Below are 21,188 nucleotides of genomic sequence, written 5' to 3' on the forward strand. Positions count from 1 at the left end.
TATCGAAATGGAACCCGAGGACGGTCTGATCTGAGCCTACGGCTCCCCGACCACGAAGACGGGGTGATGGCCTTCTCTCTCGCCGGATGGATACGTGCTTGACCGCCACGCCCACGAAACATGAGGAAGACGAGTCTGCGGCGAAGGGCTATGCTGTTTTTGCGCAACGACTTCGTTCGCGATGCGAGGCGATGAGGCCGACATCAAGGCGCCCATCAATGCGCTCTACTTAACGCGGCTCAACCCTCCCTTACGCGACCTCGAGGAGGTACGGACCCGACCCCCTCAAGTTCCCTGTGGCCCTGTCGTCATCGGAACCGAGGCAGGTCGGTTCGCGACACATTGCCCGTTCGCCTCCTGCCCGGCACGATCGCTTAAGTCATTGGTTTCCGGGGGAAAATCTTTTCTATGGGCTTCTGTGGAATTGGCACGAGTATTGCGGCTAGCTGCGGTGAGGGACGGATGCGGCATGGCGCTTAGGTCGGCTACCAGTCCAGCGTAAAGCCCTTCCCACTATCTCAATGGAGAGAGTTATTCCATGAAGTTGCACGCCATGAACTCCGCGAGGGCAGCCACGTGGGTACTTATTGGAACCTTTCTTGGTACATGGATATTTTCTGCAGGGAAGTTGATCGGCAGCGATATCCCCGTTCTGCAGGTTGTTTTCTTCCGCTACATAGGTGGCTTCATACTACTTTTGCTGGGCATAGGATTCTCGAACACCGGAATGCGCTCTTCATTCGTGAGCGCCCGCCCTAACCAGCATCTTATGCGCGCCTTCTTGGGGTCGAGCAGCATTGTGTGTTCATTGTATGCAGCAAGCCATATGCCTCTATCTGATGCCGGAGCAATTAACCTCACAGAGGGTATATTTGTCGTCCTCATGGCCGCCACGTTTCTTAACGAACGCGTATCAGCATCACGCTGGTTGGGTACAGTAATTTGCTTGCTTGGCGCTCTTGTCGTTATGCGTGCAGCTGGCAGGGACCACAAAGAAGAGACCGCTAGACTGTTGATAAACGTGGCGAGTTGGCCAGCAGCAGCAGCCTTCGTCGGGGCGCTCTTGGAAGCCTGTGACTTTGTTTTGATGAAGACGCTTTCGGCCAGAGAGCCGGCAGTAACAATGATACTTCACGTAAATGGCTTGAGCGCATTATTTTTACTTATTCCAACCTTGGTTTGCTGGCACGCGCTCACAGCATACCAACTGTCGTTGCTCGCCCTCCTTGGACCGGTCGCGATCGCAGCTCAGTATTGCAATGTTAAGGGCTTCCGCCTTGCTGAAGCGTCGTTGCTTGGTCCAATCCACTATTCCAGCGTCCTGTTTGCCGGACTGATTGGTTATTTGGCGTTCGGGGAGCAGCCAAGTCTAGCGTCAATAATGGGGAGTGTACTGATCATAATTGGCGGATTTGTCGTAACAAATGCGCCCGCTCAGACAAGAACACCCAATGAGCTACCCTGATAAAGGTATCGATTTCGCACACAAAAATACACGCATGGAGGTGCTCTGGCTATTCCATATTATTATCTATCGTGTATTCCACCACGTGGCGCTGCTTCGGGGACCGAGCATCGCCTCCGGAAGGTCAGCATTACTGGTGAAGCACTGGGCAACCATAAGGGCGCCCCACCATCGTTGCAGCAGCGTAAGGAACCGCTCCATGCTCAGTACCGAAAAGTCACACAAGAAGGCCGGCAAAGTCCTTGATCGTAGCAACGCGATATATGTCAAAACCGTACCTCGCAAGGGTCGCGGTGTATTTTCCAATATCCCTTTCAAATACGGAGATGTAATTGAGCGAGCGCCGACATGGGGATTTGAGGAGATGGACGCAGAACTTGTCGAACGTACTGGGCTATTTGAGTATTACTTTGTTAGATATGATCGCCAACAGAGGAATGACCCGATGAGCGGCTACGTTGTTTTCGGTTTTATTTCAATAGTCAATCACTCTTTTACTCCAAATACAAAAATAGTGTGGACCGATGAGGAATCCGGTGCGTGGGCCAGCATCGTGGCAATAAAGGATATAAAGGCGCACGAGGAAATCACACATCGCTATACAAATATCTCGGATTATCCTCCTAATATTAAATTCGTGGCGTGAAAGTGAAATAGTGGTATTCGAGGGCTTCGGCTGCTGACGGACAGCATACAATTGTCCTATTGTAGGCGGGTGAAGGAGGCGGAGGTCGTCAGTGGTGTTCGCGCTGGCCGTCCCACCGAGGTCGCCGAGAAGCTGAAGGCGCTGGAGCGGAAGAACCGGGAACTGCGTTAGGCCAACGAGATCCTGCGCTCAACAACCTTGCGCATTTATGTCGAAGAGAGACTTGCCGGCGTCGTCGTGGCCCCGAGCGGCGCTCCCGTTCCTGGTCCCGCCGTTTCGTGGAAGGGCCGCCGCATGCCCGCGAAAGGATNTCGTGGCCCCGAGCGGCGCTCCCGTTCCTGGTCCCGCCGTTTCGTGGAAGGGCCGCCGCATGCCCGCGAAAGGATCGGCGATGGGCCAGGGCCTGGAGCGGAGCAGATTGCCCGGCGCTTGACGATCGACTTCCCGGACGACAAGACGACGCGCATCAGCCACGAAGCCATCTATCAGGCCCTCTTCGTTCCGGGCCGCGGAGTGCTGCGTCGCGAGCTGATGACATACTTGCGAACAGGACGTGTATTGCGGGTCCCCAGGGCGCGCGTACGTTGGCGAGGCAAGGGCTTTGTCGTGCCAGAGATCATGTCAGCCAGCGTCCGGCCGAAGCGGCCGACCGCGCGGTGGCGGGATACTGGGAGGGAGAACTCATTCTCGGTTTTGGCAGTTCGGCGATCGGCACGCTGGTCGAGTGACGACGCTCTTCACGATGCTGCTGCATCTTCCCCGCCACGTGGGGCACTGCGAAGCTCCTCGCACAGAACGGGCCTGTGCTCGCGGGACATGGAACTGAGGCCCGTGCGTGACGCGATCACGCGCACCATCATCCGAAGAACTGCATTGTTCGCTGCCGTGGGATGAGGGAGCCGAAACTGGCTCAGCACGATCGTCTCAAGATCGACGCGGGTGTCCAGGTACTTCTGCGATCCACAAAGCCCATGGCAGCGCGGCATCAACGAGAACACCAATGGCTGCTGCGTCAGTACTTCCCCGAAAGGCACCGACCTGAGCATCCACAGCGCCGACGAGATCGCCGCCGTGGCAGCGGCCCTCAATGGCCAAGGGCCGGCGTCGAGCCTTCGGTCGGCAGTGTCGGTGATCCTACGACAACGCACTCGCCGAAAGCATCAACGGCTTCTACAAGGCCGAGGTTATCCATCGGCGTGGGCCGTGGCGGAGCTTCGAGGCCGTCGAGTTCGCCACGCTCGAATGGGTCGACTGTTCAGCAATCGCCGGCTGCTGGAGCCCATGGGCAACATCCCGCCGGCCGAAGCCGAGGAGCGCTACTACGCCATGCTGGCAGCGCCGGCCGTGGCAGCGTGACCTCAAACGAAACGGCCTCCGGCAAACCCGGCGCGGTTCACTAAGCACGATCCAGTCTGTTATAGTGACTCGCCCAAGGACGCCTCGAATATTTCAAGCCCTTGGGTCATGGTCTCGGAGTCGATCGTAAGTGCAGGTAAAAACTTTATGACCTGATCAATGGGTCCGCATCGTTCTACGATCAGCCCCTTACCAAATGCCGTTCGTGCCGTAGCCTCCGCGATTTCGGCCCGTTCACAGTCAAATCCCAATGCCATGCCCCGTCCTCGAACAGCGAAACTGTTCCCATGTTTGAGGGAAATCGCCTCAAGTCGGCGCCGCAGTAATTCCCCTATGCGTAGCACACCCTGCGAAAAAGTTTGTTCCCGCCAATAAATATTTAAAGCTGCAGTAGCACATACGAGCGCTAGGTTATTTCCTCGAAACGTGCCGGTGTGCTCTCCCGGTTCCCATGCGTCCACCTCTTCTTTTATCAACAATACTGACAGAGGCAGACCGTACCCACTTAGCGATTTCGATAACACAACGATATCTGGCAACAATCCTGCGAATTCGAAGCTAAAGAATTCGCCCGTTCGACCACAGCCCATTTGGACGTCGTCAACTATGAAGAGGGCATCCACGTCTCTAGCAACGGCTTGAATTGATTGCAACCATTCCTTGTGAGCGACGTTGATGCCCCCTTCGCCCTGTACAGATTCGACCAGAATGGCAGCTGGAGAATCGATTCCACTGCTCTTGTCCAGCAATAATTTTCGTATGTATTCGGCCGTGTCAACATATGGTCCAAGATACCCATCATAAGGCATGAAAGTTACACCAGATAAAGAAGCCGCACTGGCCTTACGATGAAAGCGATTGCCCGTGGCAGCGAGCGCTGCTAGACTCAGACCATGATATCCATTCGTGAAGGAAATGATATTTTGACGTCCTGTGACTTTGCGGGCGAGCTTTAAAGCTGCCTCCACTGCGTTTGAACCTGTTGGCCCCGTGAATTGAAACCGATATTTCAGACCCCGTTTGCGAAGAATGACAGAGTCGAAGGTCTCCATAAATTCAAGTTTGGCAGGAGTTGCCATGTCAAGCCCATGGACCACAGCATCCGAGGATAGATAGTCCGTCATAGCCGCTTTGATCTCATGATTGTTGTGGCCGTAATTCAGTGCTCCAGCACCGGAGAGGAAATCGATGAATTTTCGACCGTCCTCAGTTAACATGATAGAGCCGTGCGCTTGGCTAAAAAAGGTGGGGAAGGAGCGTGAGTATAACCTGACGTTCGATTCCATAGCTTCGAAGGCCTGCATATTGAGGCACTGGCCACTAGTTGCACCCATGGTTCTGTCCCTTTTCAAGTGATACTCGACACAGCTAGCCCGCTGTACTGACTACACGAACGGTTACAACCGACACGCACCGTGCTTCCCTTTGAAAACATCTCATGATCTTCGGCCTCGACGATGAGCGTCAACGCATTCTAGGTGCTGGATAACAGCCTCGAGGAGAGAGTTTCAATAATCGTGCCAACTGCGCGGAGCGAGGTCAGGACAAATTATTTGATAGTTAAGTCAATGCGTTAAAAACGAATACACCTCCTGGATACAGGTGAACATGGTCGCGTCGGGGTTTCGACAAACACGACAGCAGGTGTCGGTTGCACAGGCGCGCAGGCCCCCCATCAGATCCTATGAGGAGGGTAGATAGCGACTTGCGCTGTGGCAAAGTGAGATTGCTGAATCAACACCCCATCCTGGAGGCAAGCATGCCCGTTGCAGCTCACCAATCCGAAGCGCCGACCATTTCATGGAGAAGGAGATCTACGAGCAACCGGAAGTCGTCGCCCTGCGCTCGGTCACTATATCAACGTCATAGAGAATCGCGCCGATGCGATTTCCAGCATCGATTTCGCCAGAATCCCGAGCCTGGCGATCTCTGCCTGCGGCACCGCCTATCTCGCCGGACTGATCGGAAAGTACTGGTTGGAGCGCTATGCGCGCCTGCCGGTCGAATCGACATGGCGTCCGAATTACGCTACCGCGAGATCCCGTTGTCGCCGCAGTCGGCGGCTCTTTTCATTTCGCAGTCGGGCGAAACCGCCGATACGCTGGCATCGCTGAGGTACTGCAAGGAGCTTGGGGCTGAAAATTGGCGCCGTCGTCAATGCCGCGAATCGACCATCGCTCGGGAGGCCGATGCGGTCTTCCCGATCCTTGCAGGCCCGGAGACGGGCGGTCCGGCGCGGCCTTGAACACGCGATGATAATCATCGACATGTCGGCTTGTATAAGGAAGGCTCCGAACAAGCGTTTCGCAGCGGCCGCCTGATGGCGGAGACTGGCTGCGCCTCCGTCTGAAGCGCACTCGGGAGGCAGAGCCTCGATCGTTCGGCGAGCGCTTGTCGCTATGGAGACATGCCTTACTGCCCTTGCCACTTCGCGATGCGCAAACTTTTTGCTCAGTTCAGTTTTGGCCTTCGCACCTGCACAAAATTATGCAAAACCGTTCACCGCTTTAAAATTTGACGCAAGGGAAGCGTGCCGATGAGTGTGGCTGTCGAAACAAGGGCGCTGACGCCGCCGGAAATTGCAGCGCGCAAGGGCAAGGATCGGATCGCCTGCCTGACCGCATACACGACACCCGTTGCGCAGCTTGTTAATCGCCACTGCGACATCGTTCTCGCCGGCGATAGCTCCGGCAATGGTGCTTCACGGTCTACCGTCAACGCTGAGGGTCACGCTCGACATGATGATCATGCACGGCAAGGCGGTGCGCCGCGGCCTTGATCGGGCTCTGATGGTCGTCGATATGCCGTTTGGCTCCTATGAGGAAGACCGGGAACAGGCTTTTCGCAATGCCGCGCGGCTGATGGCGGAAACCGGATGCGCCGCCGTCAAGTTGGAGGGCGGCGAGAGCATGGCCGAGACGATCCATTTCCTCACTGCCCGCAGCATCCCCGTTATGGCCCATATCGGGCTGACGCCGCAATCGGTCAATGTATTTGGGGGCTACAAGGTCCAGGGCAGGGGCGAAGACGGCGACAGAATTTCCGCGCCGCGATTGCAATTGCCGAAGCCGTGGCGTTCGTCGTTGTGCTGGAAAAGGTCACTGACCCGCTCGCCCAGAGAGTAACCGCTGAAGTCACGATGCCAACGATCGGGATCGGCGCCTCGGCCGCCTGTGATGGACAGATCCTGGTCGTCGACGACATCCTGGGCATGTTCACCGATTTTCGGCCGAAATTCGTCAAGCGTTACGCCGAACTTGGTTCAGAAGCCGATGCCGCGATTGCGGCTTACGCGGCTGATGTGCGGGAAGGGCGCTTTCCGGCGGCCGAACATCTCTACGCCGATCCGCCGAAGGCCGGAGACGTCGCATGAGCGTGCCGATCGTTCGAACCGTTGCCGAGCTTCGCACCGTTGTCGCGGGTTGGCGCTGCTTGGGCGCCAGCCTCGCTGTGGTGCCGACCATGGGGGCTTTACATGAAGGACATTTGACACTCGTGCGTGCCGCGCTTCAGAAGGCTGACCGGGTGATCGTGACGCTGTTCGTCAATCCGAAGCAGTTCAACAGTGCGGCCGATTTGGCCGCCTATCCGCGCACCGAAAGCGAAGATGCTGCAAAGCTCGCTCCGCTGGGCGCACATCTGCTTTATGTTCCGGATGCGACTGAGATGTATCCCGCTGGCTTCGCCACGACCGTTTCGGTGTCCGGTATCAGTGAGGGCCTGTGCGGCGCGTTCCGGCAGGGCCATTTCGATGGCGTGGCGACCTTCGTTGCCAAACTCTTTTTGCAGACCAGCGCTGACTACGCGTTTTTTGGCGAAAAGGACTTTCAGCAGCTTTACGTCGTCACGCGCATGGTCCGGAACCTGGATATTCCGATCACCGTTGTCCCTATCCGACAGTCCGCGAAGCTGATGGTCTCGCTCTATCATCACGTAATGTCCGGGCTCTCGCCAGCCGAGCGGGCCATTGCCCCAAAACTACCATCGGTCCTGCTCGAGAAGGCGGAGCAACTTGCGCGCGGCTCTCCGGTCATGCCAACACTTGCCGAAGCGCGCGCAGCAATTCTGGCCGCAGACTATCGCGAGGTCGAATACCTGGACTTCGCGCGAGGCAGACCTGCAGCCGATGACAAGCCTTGACCGACCGGCGCGCCTCCTTGCAGCAACTTGGCTCGGCGACACCCGGCTCATCGACAACGTCAGAACATTACCGACCGTTTCAACAAGTGAGCAAGCTTCGCCGCGTTGAGACACCTCCGCAAAGAAGGTTCTTCGAGCAAAAGTAGGAAAGCAATGGGGGCGATGAGGGCGACAAGATCGTACGCGCTGTATCGGTGCGCGATCGTTTGGCCATCGGTGCGGGTCCCGTTCGCCGCAAGCAGCAGATTGGCTGCGCTCATGCCGTGAGACTGACCGCCGCGTCTACACGTCGGGGCGGCGCACAGCAGAGGCATTGAGTTCAAGGCACGGCGAAGGACATGCAAATTGTCTTTGAGACATTTCTAGAAAAGCTGTCGGAAAACGCCGATGAGACCGACTTCCGCGACGCCATGGCTGGTGCGGCCCCAAGCGCGGCTGGGCCTGGGAGTTCTTGCGGCGCAATCCGACATTCCGGCATGATTTGGCCATTGCACTGGAGCGGGCCGAATGGTTGGAACACCGGACATCGCTCGACATTATTGCGTCGCGCGTCGACCTGGCGCGCTCGGCGTTCTGTTTCGCGGACCCCCTTGGGCGTGACAAAGCCGTATTTCTGCAACGGCTGTGGGCACTCGAATGTCTCAACAGTCTTACGGCGGACGGGCGACTGCCAAAAACCCTGTTTCTGTCGGAAACGCGCGGTCGCTGCCTCCGCTTCTCCTGCAGGCGCTCGACGGTTCGCTAGCGGGGGCTTCGCACCGGGAAATCGCCGAAGCGCTGATCGGCAAACTGCGGGTCCAGGACGACTGGAAAGATCCTCGCGACCATCTGCGCGACCGCATCCGCCGCGCCATTCGCCGTGGTCATGCGCTGATGAATGGCGGGTACAGGGCGTTCGTTGCTTGAGCGCGACGGAACGCATTGCCCATTTCGTCAGCTGGCGAACAAATCCTTGTAACCAGTCGTGACCATCCAGTTCGCACGGTCGAGATGACTTCGAAGAACCTTCCGGGCGCGCTCCGTTTCGCATGCCGGATCGATGCCGAGGATCAGATGCGCCATCTCTTGTTCGCTGGCGTCGTCGGCGGAAGCGTCCAGGAGCCTCATGTAGGTTGTAAAGTGCTCCTTGTCATAGGCTGTGAGGCCGTCCGACCATGGGCCTTCGTCGCAATCGGCGTGTTCGATTTAGGCTGTAACATCGCTGGATGATATCTCCGGACAATGCCCCCCGCGAAGACCTCCGCCAGCGGATTCCGACGCTCAATCGCTCAATCACCACCACCTGCACGACGGTCTCACCTTTCGGGATTCCTGTCCGTCAGCGCGAACCGCGCCGCGGAAGCGGCGGTGTAGCGAATGACCGTTTCCCGACCCAGCAAGGCCGCTCCTCGAATGATCCGGGTCGATTCCCTTCTGTAGGGCCGACCATAAAAAGGGCGCACGAGGCGTCCTCATTTCAGATCGGCTGTCGGAAAGCCGCCTTCGCCTTCGCTATCAGAAGCGGTAGGTGACACCTGCGCCTATCAACCACGGATCGAGAGCGGCCTTCCCCGTCAGCTTCGCGCCGTCCACCGTGACGTTGAAGTCTGGCTTGAGGAAAAGTTTCTTCACGTCGAAGTTGACGCCCCAGTGCTGATCCACCATGTAGTCGAACCCGACCTGCAGCGCGGTGCCGAACGTGTTCTTAACCCTGAGAGCATCGGCGCTGCCGGCATCCTGGTTATAGAAGATCGTGTAGTTCACGCCGGCGCCAACATAGGGCTTGAACGCGCCAAAATCAGTAAAATGATACTGCAATGTGAGCGTGGGCGGCAGCAGCCAAACCTTGCCGATATTGCCTAGCCCGCCGATCGCTCCTTGGCCCTCGATGTTGGAATAGGTGGTGCCGAGTATGAGTTCGGCGGCGATGTTGTCCGTGAAGAAATAGGAGATATCGAGTTCCGGCGTCACAGTGTCCGAATAGGAAAGACCGGAGCCGGGCACTGCATGGACGTAGCCCGAATCTTCAGTGATGACCCCGAACGCACGCAGCCGGATCTGCCAAGGGCTTGGCGCTTCCGTGACCGAGGCTCCTGCCTGCGGGACGCACGCGGGGTGCGCAAGGTCCGCCGCGACGGCCTGCTGTCCCACCGCCATGAGGATCACGGCAGCTGTTACTCCTCGCGCCACGCCCATTCGCTTTCTCGCCATGGTATTCTCTCCTTGCTCATCAGAAATGATGCGATGCACTATGAAAAATCCTGCTGGAGTCGACGGAGCGCTGATGCGCAGTTTGCGTGGGACAGCGCACACATTCTGTCCTCACTTGTTGAAACGTTGCTCTGGCTGGGTCCGGTCGCCTATCGAAGGCGACCCGCCTGCCAGCCGATCGCACTGCGAAGGAATTTGTTGCCCAGGGCAATAAATGCGGCCCGCCCCCGACTGTTCTTGCCGTAGCCATGCCCGCCCGCGCTGGCCTCGTAGAAGTAAGCCGGATAGGCCAAGAGCCTGCAGCTTTGCGGCCATCTTGCGCGCGTGGCCCTGGTTGACGAGGTCGTCCCGCTTCGTGGTGGCGAGCAGGACCGGTGGATACGGCTGTCCCGGCGTCGCGGCGTGATAGGCCGAGATTTCCTTCAGGTCGTCAGCCTTGTCGGGATCGCCATATTCGTCGATCCAGATCGCGCCCGCCAAAAGCCTGGTGTAGCGGCGCATGTCGACAAGCGGAACTCTGCAGAACAGTGCGCCGAAACGCTCAGGATAGCGTGTTAGCATATTGGCGATCAGCAGACCGCCATTACAGCCGCCCTCGGCGGCAATCCGCCTCGGAACCGTAATGCCCCTTCGCACGAGGTCGGCGGCAACCGCGGCGAAATCGTCATGGGCGAGACGCTTGCCCTCCCTGCGACCGGCCTCGTGCCAACGGGTACCGAACTCGCCGCCGCCCCGGATGTTCGCCAGCACACACGTGCCGCCGCGTTCGAGCCACAGCTCGCCGAGGGAAGAGTTGTAGTGGGGCAGGAGCGATATGCCGAGCCCGCCGTAGGCGGTGAGGTGAACCGGGGCATCCCCACTCACGTTAGCCGGGCCGATCTGCGTATAGGGGATCATCTCACGATCGGTCGAGACTGCCTCGTGGCGCGTGACCACCAGCCCGGATGCGTCGAAACTCTCCGGTTCGCGCTTCATGATCACTGGTGCTCCGAGAGACGCCGCGGCATTGAGGTCGAATAGGAGAAGCTGCGGCGGCGTGATCGGGTCCTGAGCCGAAACGAGCACCTCTCCATTGCTCTCGTGACATTCCGCATCGAGTGACCAGAGGTGAACAGTCCCTTCGGCGGGCACGGTGTCCAGCACTCGGCGCGTCCATTCCCGGCGGCCGGGGGTGAACATCTCGAAACGCGGAACGAGGTTGACGAGGTAGGAGATGATGAGCTTCCCGTCATTCCAGAAGAACGACTGCAGAGAGCGCCTGTCGCCTGGTTCAAAGACGGTGCCAAAATCGCGCTCGCCCGCGATAAAGGAGGAGAGGGAGATGCCGATCAGCGCGTCCCCGGCATGGGTCATCCCTCCCACTGTCCATGGCTTGCGCGGCTTTACCGCCAGCCAGTCGCCGAAGCCGCTCCACGAGGCGTCCCAAGGAAGGTCGATCTGCATCTTCGGCCCGCTTCTGTCACCGATTCGGCCGATCTTCTCGAAGCAAACCGGCGTCTCGATGAACCAAAGGCGCTCGCTCTCGGCGGTGCGATCCAGTTGGCCAGACACGCCGTTGGACTCGAGACCGGTCTCAAAGATTAGCGGTGCAGTGAGCGGATCCGCGCCACGCTTCCACAACCGAACGGTGCGCGCGTAGCCGGAGCGGGTGGCCATGCCCTCACCAAGCGCACTGGAAAGCAGAAGCGTGTCGGGGTCGAGCCATTCAATGCTGCCCTTGGCCTCGGGGAGATTGAAACCGTCGGCGACAAAGCTCAGAGACACAAGGTCGAATTCCCGATGCACGACCGCATCGCTGCCGCCGCGCGACAGGCGCAGAACGGCTCTTTGCCGTCTCTCCGGTTCGAGGGACGCGCCGCCCCAGACCCAGTCCTCTCCGTCGCTAGCGGCGAGGGCGTCGAGATCGAGCAGTAGCTCCCAATGGGGATCCACTTTCATGTAGGCGGCAAGGGTGGTCCGGCGCCAGAGTCCGCGCGGATTTCCGGCATCTTGCCAGAAATTGTAGAGGTACGGGCCGCGGCGGGTGATCAAGGGAATCTTGTCAGGACGATCGAAAATCGCTGTCAGGGCGTCGTTGTCCCGCTCGAATTGCGTTCCACCGAAGTGCTCCAGGGTCCTGGTCGACTGGCTGGCGGCCCAGTCAAGTGCCCGTTCGCCTTCTACATTTTCGAGCCAAACATAGGGATCATCGTCGGGAGCATCCAGCGTTGGGCGAAAATCGAATGCGGTCATGTCCGGATAACCCGAAGAGTGATGTCGCCTGGAAAACAGGCGCAAAGTCTTCCGTCGGCCCGGGAAAGCTCAGTTTTCGCGGCTGCGACCGCATGTTCGGTGCGCATGATCATGGGATGATTTCTCCTCTGTCCGTGCCGCAACGCGTTTTGCGGACTGCGTTGCAGGTGTCGTGCCAAATGAGAAAATCGCTTCACAACAATGACATGGCTCTGATTGCGGTGTGTCTCATGTCCGACTTTGTTGAAGACCCGACAACGAGTGCAGCCGTGACCGCCTCATAGAACCTCCTGTGCGAGCTCGGTGGGCACTGCGGAATAAGCAGTGAAGCTCACCGCGAAACTGGCCGAGCTTCGGATCGACATCGGCGACGGGGCGATCGACGATCACTACGTCGCCGGTCTCGGGCGCGGCACAGCCTGACGAGCTCCGCGGCGGCGATCATCGAATACCTGCGTACGATGGCTCCATTCTGGCCCACCGGTGGGCGCGCAAAAGACCGCTTTGCGGCCTCATCCCTCCGCCTGGATTGAGTCGCAGCGGCCGAATGGCGCACGTGCTTTTGGAACCGGCAGAGTGGTCATAACGCAATTGTCTTCCGGCTATCTTTCCAGAGATTCGACAATCCAGTTGGTGAAGGCCCATATCGCACAATCATTGATGCGCTTAGGTCTGGGCATGCGCCCATCACATCTCATCAAGAGCATCGATCCGACACCGACATAGAGAATTGCTTCTCCATTTAGAGGCCTCGCGGCGGACGGGATTGCGTCACTCTTCATGATCGGATGTCGCCCTATCGAGCCAGTGCGACGGCACGATAGGGCGAAGGATCTGGCAGCTCTTGCAACTGCCGACCTCGATGGGAGAAGCCATATCGCGATCTGTCCGGCAGAGACACCAGGTTATGTTGCCGTCCGTTTATGAAGGTTCGTGCTGGTCTCAATAAGCGAAGTATTCTGGTGCAGAAAGGTGCCCGATTTGCTATTCGGAAAAGGCGATGTCGACGTGCATATGGGCGCGGCCGTGAGCGTCCCACTTAATGTCGGATTTCCGACAGGACAGCAAATCCGCCAACCGTTGTTTAATAAGGCTTTCCTTCTCTGGCATGGCTTATGCGCGGAATTCTCCGAATGCATCAACGAGACGTCCTCAATGATCATGCGCACCGAAAATGCCGTCGCCGCAGTGAAACCGCGCTCTCGCCTGCTATCAAGTCGCCGAAAGGCCGGTGCGCCATGGTTGAGGCGGGCGATTGCACCGGCTTCAAACAGCTTAATAGACTTGGAAAGCGTCTCGCGTGACGGCGCGGGCATCCAAACGGGCGGAAAGGACATACATCGTTGCCCCACGTCGCCGGCATGACCCGTCGATTGTCACTGCGCTGGAATGCTCGGGTATACATGCGCCGACCCGAACGCGCTGGACAAATCCTCGCAAACTCGGTCGGCACCGGGGCTCGCAAACGCTCGCGAGGAGCCCAATCACTGTGGCCGATATTCGCCGCGAACAAGCCGCCTAGTGGGAAGACGCTATAGGAGGAAGCAGGTGGAGTCATCTTGCGTTGGGATCGGTGCTGGCCCGTCCAATTTGAGCCTTGCGTGTCAGATACACGAGCAAGTTGGGAAAGGGGCAGTGTTCCTGGATCGGCAGGTCGACTTCCGCTGGCATCCAGGCATCGCATTCGATTCCTCAGAGCTCCAGGTCAGCCACTTCAAGGACTTGGTCACTCTAGTGAATCCGCGATCAGCCTACACTTTTGTAAACTTCCTGCATGAGAACGGGCGTCTGTATCACTTCCTGAACGCACAGTTCGAAGCCGTGCTCAGAGTGGAGTTCGAACAATACCTGAACTGGGTCTTCCACAGGAACCCACTTGTGCGTGGCGGCGAGACAGTGCGCGAAATCCGCTTTGACGGCGAGTTTCAGGTACGGACGGATAAGGCGGTCCTCGGCGCCAGAAACGTTGTGGTCGGCATTGGCAAGCAGGCGCAAATTCCGCCTCAATTTCAGGGCTGGATTGGACGCAACCTGTTCCACTCATCGGTTTTACTGCACATCCACCCTGAGGTGCGGAGAAAGCATGTCTGCGTGGTCGGCGGAGGCCAGTCGGGAGCCGAGGTGATGTTGCACCTTGTCGGCCTGCCGAACGAACGGCGGCCTGCCTCGATCACTTGGGTCTCGCAGCGCGAAAACTATCTGCCTCTGGACAACAGCCCGTTCACAAACGAGTTGTTCATGCCCTGCTTTTCGGATCGCTTCGCGGCGATGAGCGAGTCGCAGCGTAAGCTGCTCCTGCGGCGTTTCGTGCTTGCTTCGGACGGCATTTCGGAAAGCACGTTGCGCGCGATCTATCAGGCGCTGTACCGCCATGCATTTTTCGAGCCAAACCGATGCGACATCACACTGCGGCCGGGCTGCACCGTCTCGCACTGCATCAACGCCGGACCGGGTCACAGGCTGACCCTGCAGCATGGCATGGACGAGGTCGAAGAAGTCACGGCTGACATCGTCATCCTGGCCACCGGTTACGAGAACGCGGTCCCAAGCTTGTTGGAACCGATCATGGGCCGCTTGGAGCAGATCGACAATGAATTAGCTATTCGCGAGGATTTTTCGGTGAGCTGGGACGGACCGTGTGACAGACGCATCTTCGTACAAAATGCGAGCCTCGGGCAGCGCGGCCTGGCCGATCCGAACCTAAGCTTGCTGGCCTGGCGCGCGCGTCGCATCCTCGATAGCCTTCTTGGGCGCGCGCCATGCGCGAACCTCGAGCATCCTGGCTTCATCACCCATACCTCGATCGAGAGCTGGCCCGCCCCCGCAGCCGAAGAAATGGGCAGCGGGATATGACTCTTCTACTTTTGCACATCAGCGGTCCAGCATACTGGCAACGATGTCCGCCTCCGCTGCGGCGAAGGCCGGAGTCTTCTCCGATGTCACCGCGCCCCAACAAGCCCTTTGGCCAAGCGGCGCATCGCATTATTCTGGGGGCGTGCATTTCCCCCGCGGTTTCCAACACCGTACCAGGTCGCTCACTCGAAAGAGCGCCGTGGTCTTGGCGGCCATGGCTGGGTCGGCAGTTAGCGGATGGCGCGGGCCTTTAGCGATGCGTGTCGTGGTTGGACCGGGTGAAGCGATTGATACGGCCCAATTTACGGAACCCCTGGATCCGGCTGAGCCTGACATAGGCTATCTCGCGCCGAGCTTCTGCGGACAATATCCGCCGGAGCGGAACGCACTTAGCATCGCCGTCCCACATCACGTGAGTTCCGTCTCCGTGGACCCGCAACTTGATCAGCGCCCGACTGCCCTAATTGGGATGTCCGACCAACCAGTCTTTCCAACAGGAGGCTCTTCGCATGTTGACTGATGCACAAAGAGAAAAGTGGCAGAAGGACGGATACGTCAGGCTCGAAAGGATCTTCGATCCAGCGGCTCAGGAAGATATCTCTACCTTTGTCGAAGATATGTCACGCTGGGCCGTCAGCGATGATAAATGGCTCATGTGGTTCGAGAAGACGACGGACAATCGAAAGATCACCTCCAAGATGGAGAATTTTCTCGACTTCCATGGTCCATTGCGTCGTTTGCTCTTAGAAGATCAGCGCATAAAGTCAGCGGTCGAGGATTTGCTTGGCGAAGCTTCGCGCAGGCTCAAGGAGTTGCTGATTTTCCACTATCCAGACAGCGGCGGCTATCTCCCGCATCAGGACATTTATCACATTCCACACAAACTCCCCGACCGCATGGTCCATGCGGTGGTTGCCATAGGCGTCGACGACTCCGACCCGGAAAACGGCGGGCTTTTTTTCAGCCCCGGCAACCACGAAAAGGGGGTGTTTCCTATGGATGCCGGTGGGGTGATCTATCCTCATGTTGCCGAAAAGTTCTCCTGGGAACCCGTACTATGGAAGGCTGGCGACATCTTCATCTTCGACGATTACGCACCGCACTACTCACGACCGAACAAAAGCAATCGTTCTCGGCGGACGCTCTACTTGGTGTTCCAGCGTGCTTCAACTGGCGGGCCGACCCGCGCTGAATATAACGTGCTTAAGCGCGCCCTTAACCCGCCCGAGGGCAAAGTGGCCGATCTCGACAATCTCAAGCCCCCAAATGGCATCTTCTATCGCGATTGAGCTCACGCAGGCCAGGCGGAGGCATGCACAGACTGATCGACGGCACAAAAATGCGCGGACGGTATGGCCGTCTGATTTGCGGGCTCGCGGAGCATCGACCGCAGCCCGTTACGACGCTTTGGCACGTGGATTGTGGAGGTGGTCGCAGGCGGTCTTCTGTGTGCCTACAGCCCGACCAGTGCCCCCCTTGGTCGCCCGCTTGCCGGCCCAGAGCTGCACTATCCTAGCCGGGCCGCCAATGGTCGGACTGCCGTTTCTCTCCACGAATTGCACGGGAGGCTGTTGCGTTGGCAGCCGAAATCCCACTGCTTCAACAGGTTAGGTTCGTTGTCATGCGCAAGTACACGTTTTCTCGAACGGAGCTGTCGCTGGCGTTCGGTATCGACACGGCCACGCTTGGAACGGGCAGCGCTCGCACGGGGTTTTCATTCGGAAAGGTTGGACCCGGCGTCACATCCGAGCCCCATCGGCACGACGAAATCGAGGCCTTCGTGGTCCTGTCTGGTGCGGGCAAGGTCACCACCGACCGGGGGGAAATCTCGGTCGAGGCGGGCGATGTCGTTCTGTTTCACCCTTTTGAAGCGCATGTGCTGCGCAACGATGGGGACGAAGACCTAAATTTCGTCGATGTCTACTGGCGAGACGACGACGCCGCTCATCATGTCGCTGCAAAGCTCACGGCTCCCCGCGCGCCGACTTTCGTCTTCTCCACGCCGCCGACGCCAAACGGCGATCTGCATCTGGGGCATCTTTCCGGCCCCTATTTTGGCGCCGACGTCTACACGCGCTTCCTGCGCATGAAAGGGGTCGAAGCCTATCATCTGACTGGGAGCGATGATTTCCAAAGCTACGTCGCGACACGCGCCGATGCCGATCAATCGACTCCTGCAAACGTGGCGCGCTACTACGCCGACGAGATACGCGCCACGCTTGCACTTCTCGATTGTGAGCTCCACAGCTTCCAAGCCACAATGGGCGATGACGGTTACGGCGAGTTCCAAACCGCGTGTTTCCGGAGTCTTCTGAGCAGCGCGGCGGTAGATTTGCGCCAGAGCCCTGCGCTTTTTGATGCTGTGACAGGCCACTATCTTTACGAGCCGGATGTTGGCGGCCTCTGCCCCGATTGCGGCGGCTCCGCCGCTGGCAACATCTGCGAGGAATGCGGTGCCCCAAACCTTTGCCACGACTTAGGTGCAGCGCGGTCACGGAAGTCTGCCGAGGCGCCGGTGGTCGGCTCCCTCCGCCGTCCGGAACTTGCCATGGACCAATGCTACGACAATATCGACCGGCATCTAAGAGCGTCGGGCGTCCCGCTACGGATCTTGGATCTCTTCGCGCGCCTGCGCCAACGCGGCGACTTCTCAGTACCCATTACCCACCCCTCGGACTGGGGCTTGCCGGCCGAGGGGTTCCCGGGGCAAGTGATCTGGGTGTGGCCGGAGATGGCATTCGGTTTTCTGTACAACATCCAGGCGCTCGGCCGCTCGATGGGTCGCGACTGGAAGGCGAAGATGCCCGGCAACGACTGGCAGATTGTCCATTTCTTCGGCTTCGACAATTCGTTCTACCACGCGCTACTCTACCCCGCTCTTTACGCCGAGGTCTTCTCCCACTGGACGCCACGCATCCGCTATCACGTCAACGAGTTCTACCTGCTAAACGGCAAGAAATTCTCAACCAGCTGCCGCCATGCGGTCTGGGGCAAGGAGGTTCTGAGCCCAAAGACCGTCGACGTCGTGCGCCTTCATTTGGGCCTGACACGCCCGGAAGGTGAGCGGACGGATTTCACGCTGGACGCACTGCGCCGCACCGAGAACGAGGTGTTCCAAAGCATCTGGCTGAACTGGCTTGAGGCGTTGAACCAGGAAATCAAGCACGATTTTGCCGGCCGTGTACCGGATGCCGGCGACTGGAGCCCGGTCGACCGCTCCTTCTTTGCTCGCATAGAGATCTATCGCGCTGCGATGGAGCGCGCCTATTCGGACGAAGGCTTCTCGGTTCGGCGCGCGGCCACTCAGGTCTGCGAATTCGTGCGCGATTGCGTGATCTACCGCGGGGCGCGAGACTTTGCGGCGGCGCGACGTTTCTATCCTGCCCGCAATCGGACTTCGCTAGCCCTTCAGACGACGGCCGCTGCGATCCTGGCACCGACACTCGCTCCGCTGATGCCCCGCTTCGCCAAAACGCTGGCGCGAGGCATCGATGGCGCCTTTACCGAAACATGGCCCCGGTCCGTCCAGCGCCTTGCGCCCGGGACGCGCTTTGATCTCGGACCCGTGTTGGTGTTCTACGCCAAATCCGGCAATCCTCATCTCGATGACGAGGAAACACTATGAGCCCAAAGGTGCACCAGTGAGCTGTCCCGATCTCGACCAGATCTGCGCGGCAATCAAAGCCGACGATGCCAAATATCTTGACTCGCTGTCACTGGCGAGGGAAGCCGCTCTGAACGGTAGAGACTAGTTAGCTGACCTGAACCAACGCGTCGTCAAACAACCTGGCCCGCCCCTTCAAGGACTGCTCGGCCGATCGCTTCCCAGCCCTTGCTGTTCGTGTCGAAAATGCGTGTGGGCTCGACTGGGCTGACCAACCTCTTCGGCATCGGGATTTCCGTCCTCCAGCCGGTCAAGGCTGTCATTCGGTTCGACCCGCTTGGTCAACCTGGCGCGCCCTGGACCGTGCGCCGATCACCAATGTGGATGCGAATATATGTGAATTGTAGGATCGCTCCTCGATTGGGAGCTGAGGGGCGGTCTGCAGCCGAGCAAACACGCAATCCTGAGGAGCCCCCTAAAATAGCTGGATGTATCTCTCGACGAGACAAGCGTCTGCATTGTCGGCGAAGACGGCGCGCATGCCGCGTGATGGTACCTTCGATTCTGTCCGAGCGTGTACCGGCGCGGCAGGCAGCCGAAGAACAGCTGAGCTACTGATATCGGAATGGAGCAGGTCCAAATTCTGCCCCTGAAGCCGGATATTGCTCAATCAGCGTTGACGATGGCTTGGTGCACAAGCTTCCAACCAGACCGCGCAACGACAGCCCGTCGCCTGAGGATAGTCGGCCAGGGCCGCCAAATCGCAAGCGTATCCTCCGTCGCATTGGAGATCGCTCGCTTCTTGGTAACCCGTCTGTGAACCCTGCAACCCGATGCTTCAGATGCCGCCCATGCAGAGGTATTTCATTTCGAGGTAGTCCTCGAGGCCATGGCGGGATCCCTCCCGCCCGATGCCGGACTGTTTTATCCCACCGAACGGCGCCGCTTCCGAAGACATCCGGCCGGTATTTACCCCGACCATTCCATATTCCAAGGCCTCGGCGACACGCCAGACACGCTTCAGTTTAGAGGCATAAAAATACGCCGCGAGGCCGTAGATCGTTTCATTGGCATCACGCACGACCTGATCCGCATCGTTGAAGCGAATAATCGGTGCGAGCGGCCCGAATGTCTCTACTTGCGCCACGGTCATCTCGCTGGTGACACCGGTCAGGACCGTTGGTTGGAAAAGCGTGCCATTCGTGCCGACGCGTTTGCCCCCGCATCGAATTGCGCCGCCTTTAGCTACGGCATCGGCAATATGGGATTCAATCTTGGCCAAAGCCTGCTTGTCGATGAGAGGCCCGATGTCCACTCCGGGAGCGAAACCGTCACCAACTTGAAGTTGGCGAGCCCGTTCCACGAATTTCTCGACGAACTCGTCGTGAACGCGCGACTGGACGTAAAGGCGGTTCGCTGAAACGCAGGTCTGGCCGGCATTGCGGTACTTCGCCTGGATCGCACCGTCAACCGCGGCATCGATATCGGCATCATCGAAGACGATGAAGGGTGCATTGCCGCCGAGCTCTAGGCTGACTTTTTTGATCTGGTCCGAGCACTGGCGCATGAGTAGGCGCCCGATCTCAGTAGACCCGGTGAAGCTGATCTTGCGGACCTTGGGATTTGTGCAAAGTTCGCGGCCGACCGCGTCACCTTCGGACGCATAGATCAGGTTGACGACGCCTTCGGGGAAGCCTGCCTGATGGGCGAGGGCGAACATTGCTCCAGCCACGAGCGGCGTCTGTTCAGCGGGCTTGAGGACAATCGTGCAGCCCGCCGCGAAGGCTGGCGAGATTTTGCGCGCCACCATCGAAGCCGGGAAATTCCATAAGTTATCGTGCCGACCACCCCGATGGGCTGCTTGATCACCAGCATTCGGCGGTCCGTCGATGGTGCGGAGATCGTCTCGCCATAGACGCGATTTGCCTCCTCGGCGTACCATTGCAGATACGCCGCAGCATGCGATATCTCCGATTTGGCCTCGGCAAGCGGCTTGCCCATCTCCGCAGTGAGAATTGCAGCGAGATCGTCGGTGTGGTCGATGATCAACTCATGCCATCGCCATAGAACATCGCTGCGCTCACGCGCGGTAAACCCTGCCCATCCAGGCTGCGCGACATAGGCCTTCTCGATTCCAGCGCATGTCTCTTCGACTCCCATGTCAGGTAGTTCTGCCAGCACTTCGTCGGTCGACGGGTTGAGGACCTCGAATGTCCGCTCTCTAATGCGCGTGCCAAGTGCCGGCAGGCGATCGATGGGTCCAAACAGGTCAGGGGATCTCAGGTGACGGATCATCGGCGGGCACTGGAGTGAGCCCCGCGGGCCGGACAGAGTCAGGCCGCTGATTTGACCGTTTGCCGGGTGTGTTGATCCTCGAATTGCATTGGACTGAGATAGCCGAGTGCTGAGTGAAGCCGTCGGCGGTTGTAGACCTCCTCAAGGAAATGCGGAAGGTGTTCGATGACATCGGCGAACGTCTCGAACGCCATCGGATAGACGGCCTCGACTTTGAGCGTCTTCATGAAGCTTTCCGCCTTTGCGTTGTCGTAGGGATTGCCGCGCCGGCCCATGGAACCGACCAGGCCGTGGGCGGCAAGGTGATCGCGATAGGCTGTCGCGGCATATTTGGCGGATTCAAACGGTCGTCGCAACAGGGTCGGTTTCTCTTTTCATGAGCCATTGGTCAAGCGCTTCAGCTGGCG

11 protein-coding genes and 6 pseudogenes are annotated in these 21,188 nt (G+C 58.7%); 11 read left to right on the plus strand and 6 right to left on the minus strand.

Features of this window, described 5'->3' with window-relative positions; translation table 11 throughout:
• Positions 1-538 precede the first annotated feature (538 nt).
• From X739_RS140000 to X739_RS01000000166630, 4 genes and pseudogenes are all read left to right on the plus strand, one after another.
• Positions 539-1,465: a DMT family transporter gene (locus X739_RS140000; RefSeq protein ID WP_023796005.1), complete on the plus strand. Its 927-nt coding sequence runs from the start codon at positions 539-541 to the stop codon at positions 1,463-1,465.
• Entirely contained in the window at positions 1,452-2,111 is a 660-nt protein-coding gene (locus X739_RS0135620; protein ID WP_198026173.1) for an SET domain-containing protein-lysine N-methyltransferase, read from the plus strand. Before X739_RS140000 ends, X739_RS0135620 begins: the two co-directional genes overlap by 14 nt.
• Positions 2,112-2,309: 198 nt before the next feature.
• A pseudogene (locus X739_RS1000000170820) lies at positions 2,310-3,200 on the plus strand (IS30 family transposase); the annotation flags it as partial.
• 8 nt (positions 3,201-3,208) lie between these two features.
• Positions 3,209-3,467: pseudogene (locus tag X739_RS01000000166630) on the plus strand (integrase core domain-containing protein); the annotation flags it as partial.
• A 59-nt stretch (positions 3,468-3,526) separates the two neighbouring features.
• Here X739_RS01000000166630 and ectB read toward each other — a convergent pair.
• Complete coding sequence (gene ectB / locus X739_RS139995; protein ID WP_031252447.1) at positions 3,527-4,771, minus strand: diaminobutyrate--2-oxoglutarate transaminase; 1,245 nt, start codon at positions 4,769-4,771, stop codon at positions 3,527-3,529.
• A gap of 490 nt (positions 4,772-5,261) precedes the next feature.
• Between ectB and X739_RS139990 the strand changes: the two are divergent.
• The 4 genes and pseudogenes from X739_RS139990 to X739_RS1000000170090 form a co-directional block, all read left to right on the plus strand.
• A pseudogene (locus tag X739_RS139990) lies at positions 5,262-5,694 on the plus strand (SIS domain-containing protein); the annotation flags it as partial.
• Between the two features lie 520 nt (positions 5,695-6,214).
• Positions 6,215-6,840, plus strand: a pseudogene (gene panB, locus X739_RS01000000166635) (3-methyl-2-oxobutanoate hydroxymethyltransferase).
• Entirely contained in the window at positions 6,837-7,607 is a 771-nt protein-coding gene (locus tag X739_RS03520; RefSeq protein WP_023796014.1) for a pantoate--beta-alanine ligase, read from the plus strand. The pseudogene panB and the gene X739_RS03520 overlap by 4 nt, the downstream one beginning before the upstream one ends.
• A gap of 636 nt (positions 7,608-8,243) precedes the next feature.
• Positions 8,244-8,513 carry a DUF2285 domain-containing protein gene (locus tag X739_RS1000000170090; RefSeq protein ID WP_023796016.1) on the plus strand — a complete coding sequence of 90 codons (270 nt, stop codon included), beginning with the start codon at positions 8,244-8,246 and terminating at the stop codon, positions 8,511-8,513.
• A gap of 27 nt (positions 8,514-8,540) precedes the next feature.
• On the opposite strand, the gene X739_RS0135645 is transcribed toward X739_RS1000000170090, so the two are convergent.
• The 3 genes and pseudogenes from X739_RS0135645 to X739_RS03510 all read right to left on the minus strand — a co-directional run bounded on the left by X739_RS0135645 (position 8,541) and on the right by X739_RS03510 (position 12,029).
• Positions 8,541-8,792, minus strand: coding sequence for a DUF2285 domain-containing protein (locus X739_RS0135645; protein ID WP_031252449.1), 252 nt, complete (start codon positions 8,790-8,792; stop codon positions 8,541-8,543).
• 309 nt (positions 8,793-9,101) lie between these two features.
• Complete coding sequence (locus X739_RS139985; protein ID WP_280940067.1) at positions 9,102-9,782, minus strand: OmpW family protein; 681 nt, start codon at positions 9,780-9,782, stop codon at positions 9,102-9,104.
• 164 nt (positions 9,783-9,946) lie between these two features.
• Positions 9,947-12,029, minus strand: a pseudogene (locus X739_RS03510) (prolyl oligopeptidase family serine peptidase).
• Positions 12,030-13,577: 1,548 nt separating this feature from the next.
• Between X739_RS03510 and X739_RS139980 the strand changes: the two are divergent.
• The 3 genes from X739_RS139980 (at position 13,578) to X739_RS139970 (ending at position 18,507) form a co-directional block, all read left to right on the plus strand.
• Positions 13,578-14,882, plus strand: a complete 1,305-nt coding sequence (locus X739_RS139980) for a lysine N(6)-hydroxylase/L-ornithine N(5)-oxygenase family protein (RefSeq protein WP_031252452.1) — start codon at positions 13,578-13,580, stop codon at positions 14,880-14,882.
• Between the two features lie 509 nt (positions 14,883-15,391).
• On the plus strand, positions 15,392-16,171 hold the full coding sequence (locus tag X739_RS139975; protein ID WP_023796023.1) for a phytanoyl-CoA dioxygenase family protein: 780 nt from the start codon (positions 15,392-15,394) through the stop codon (positions 16,169-16,171).
• A 332-nt stretch (positions 16,172-16,503) separates the two neighbouring features.
• Entirely contained in the window at positions 16,504-18,507 is a 2,004-nt protein-coding gene (locus X739_RS139970) for a class I tRNA ligase family protein (RefSeq protein WP_023796024.1), read from the plus strand.
• A gap of 817 nt (positions 18,508-19,324) precedes the next feature.
• Here X739_RS139970 and X739_RS01000000166645 read toward each other — a convergent pair.
• Together X739_RS01000000166645 and X739_RS139960 are read right to left on the minus strand one after the other, a co-directional pair.
• Positions 19,325-20,781 (minus strand): annotated as a pseudogene (locus X739_RS01000000166645) (NAD-dependent succinate-semialdehyde dehydrogenase).
• Positions 20,782-20,819: 38 nt separating this feature from the next.
• A complete protein-coding gene (locus X739_RS139960) occupies positions 20,820-21,137 on the minus strand; it encodes an integrase core domain-containing protein (RefSeq protein WP_023796028.1) in 318 nt (105 codons plus the stop codon).
• Positions 21,138-21,188: the final 51 nt, after the last annotated feature.

The organism is Mesorhizobium sp. LNHC209A00, assembly GCF_000502915.1.
In the GTDB taxonomy this organism is placed as follows: domain Bacteria; phylum Pseudomonadota; class Alphaproteobacteria; order Rhizobiales; family Rhizobiaceae; genus Mesorhizobium.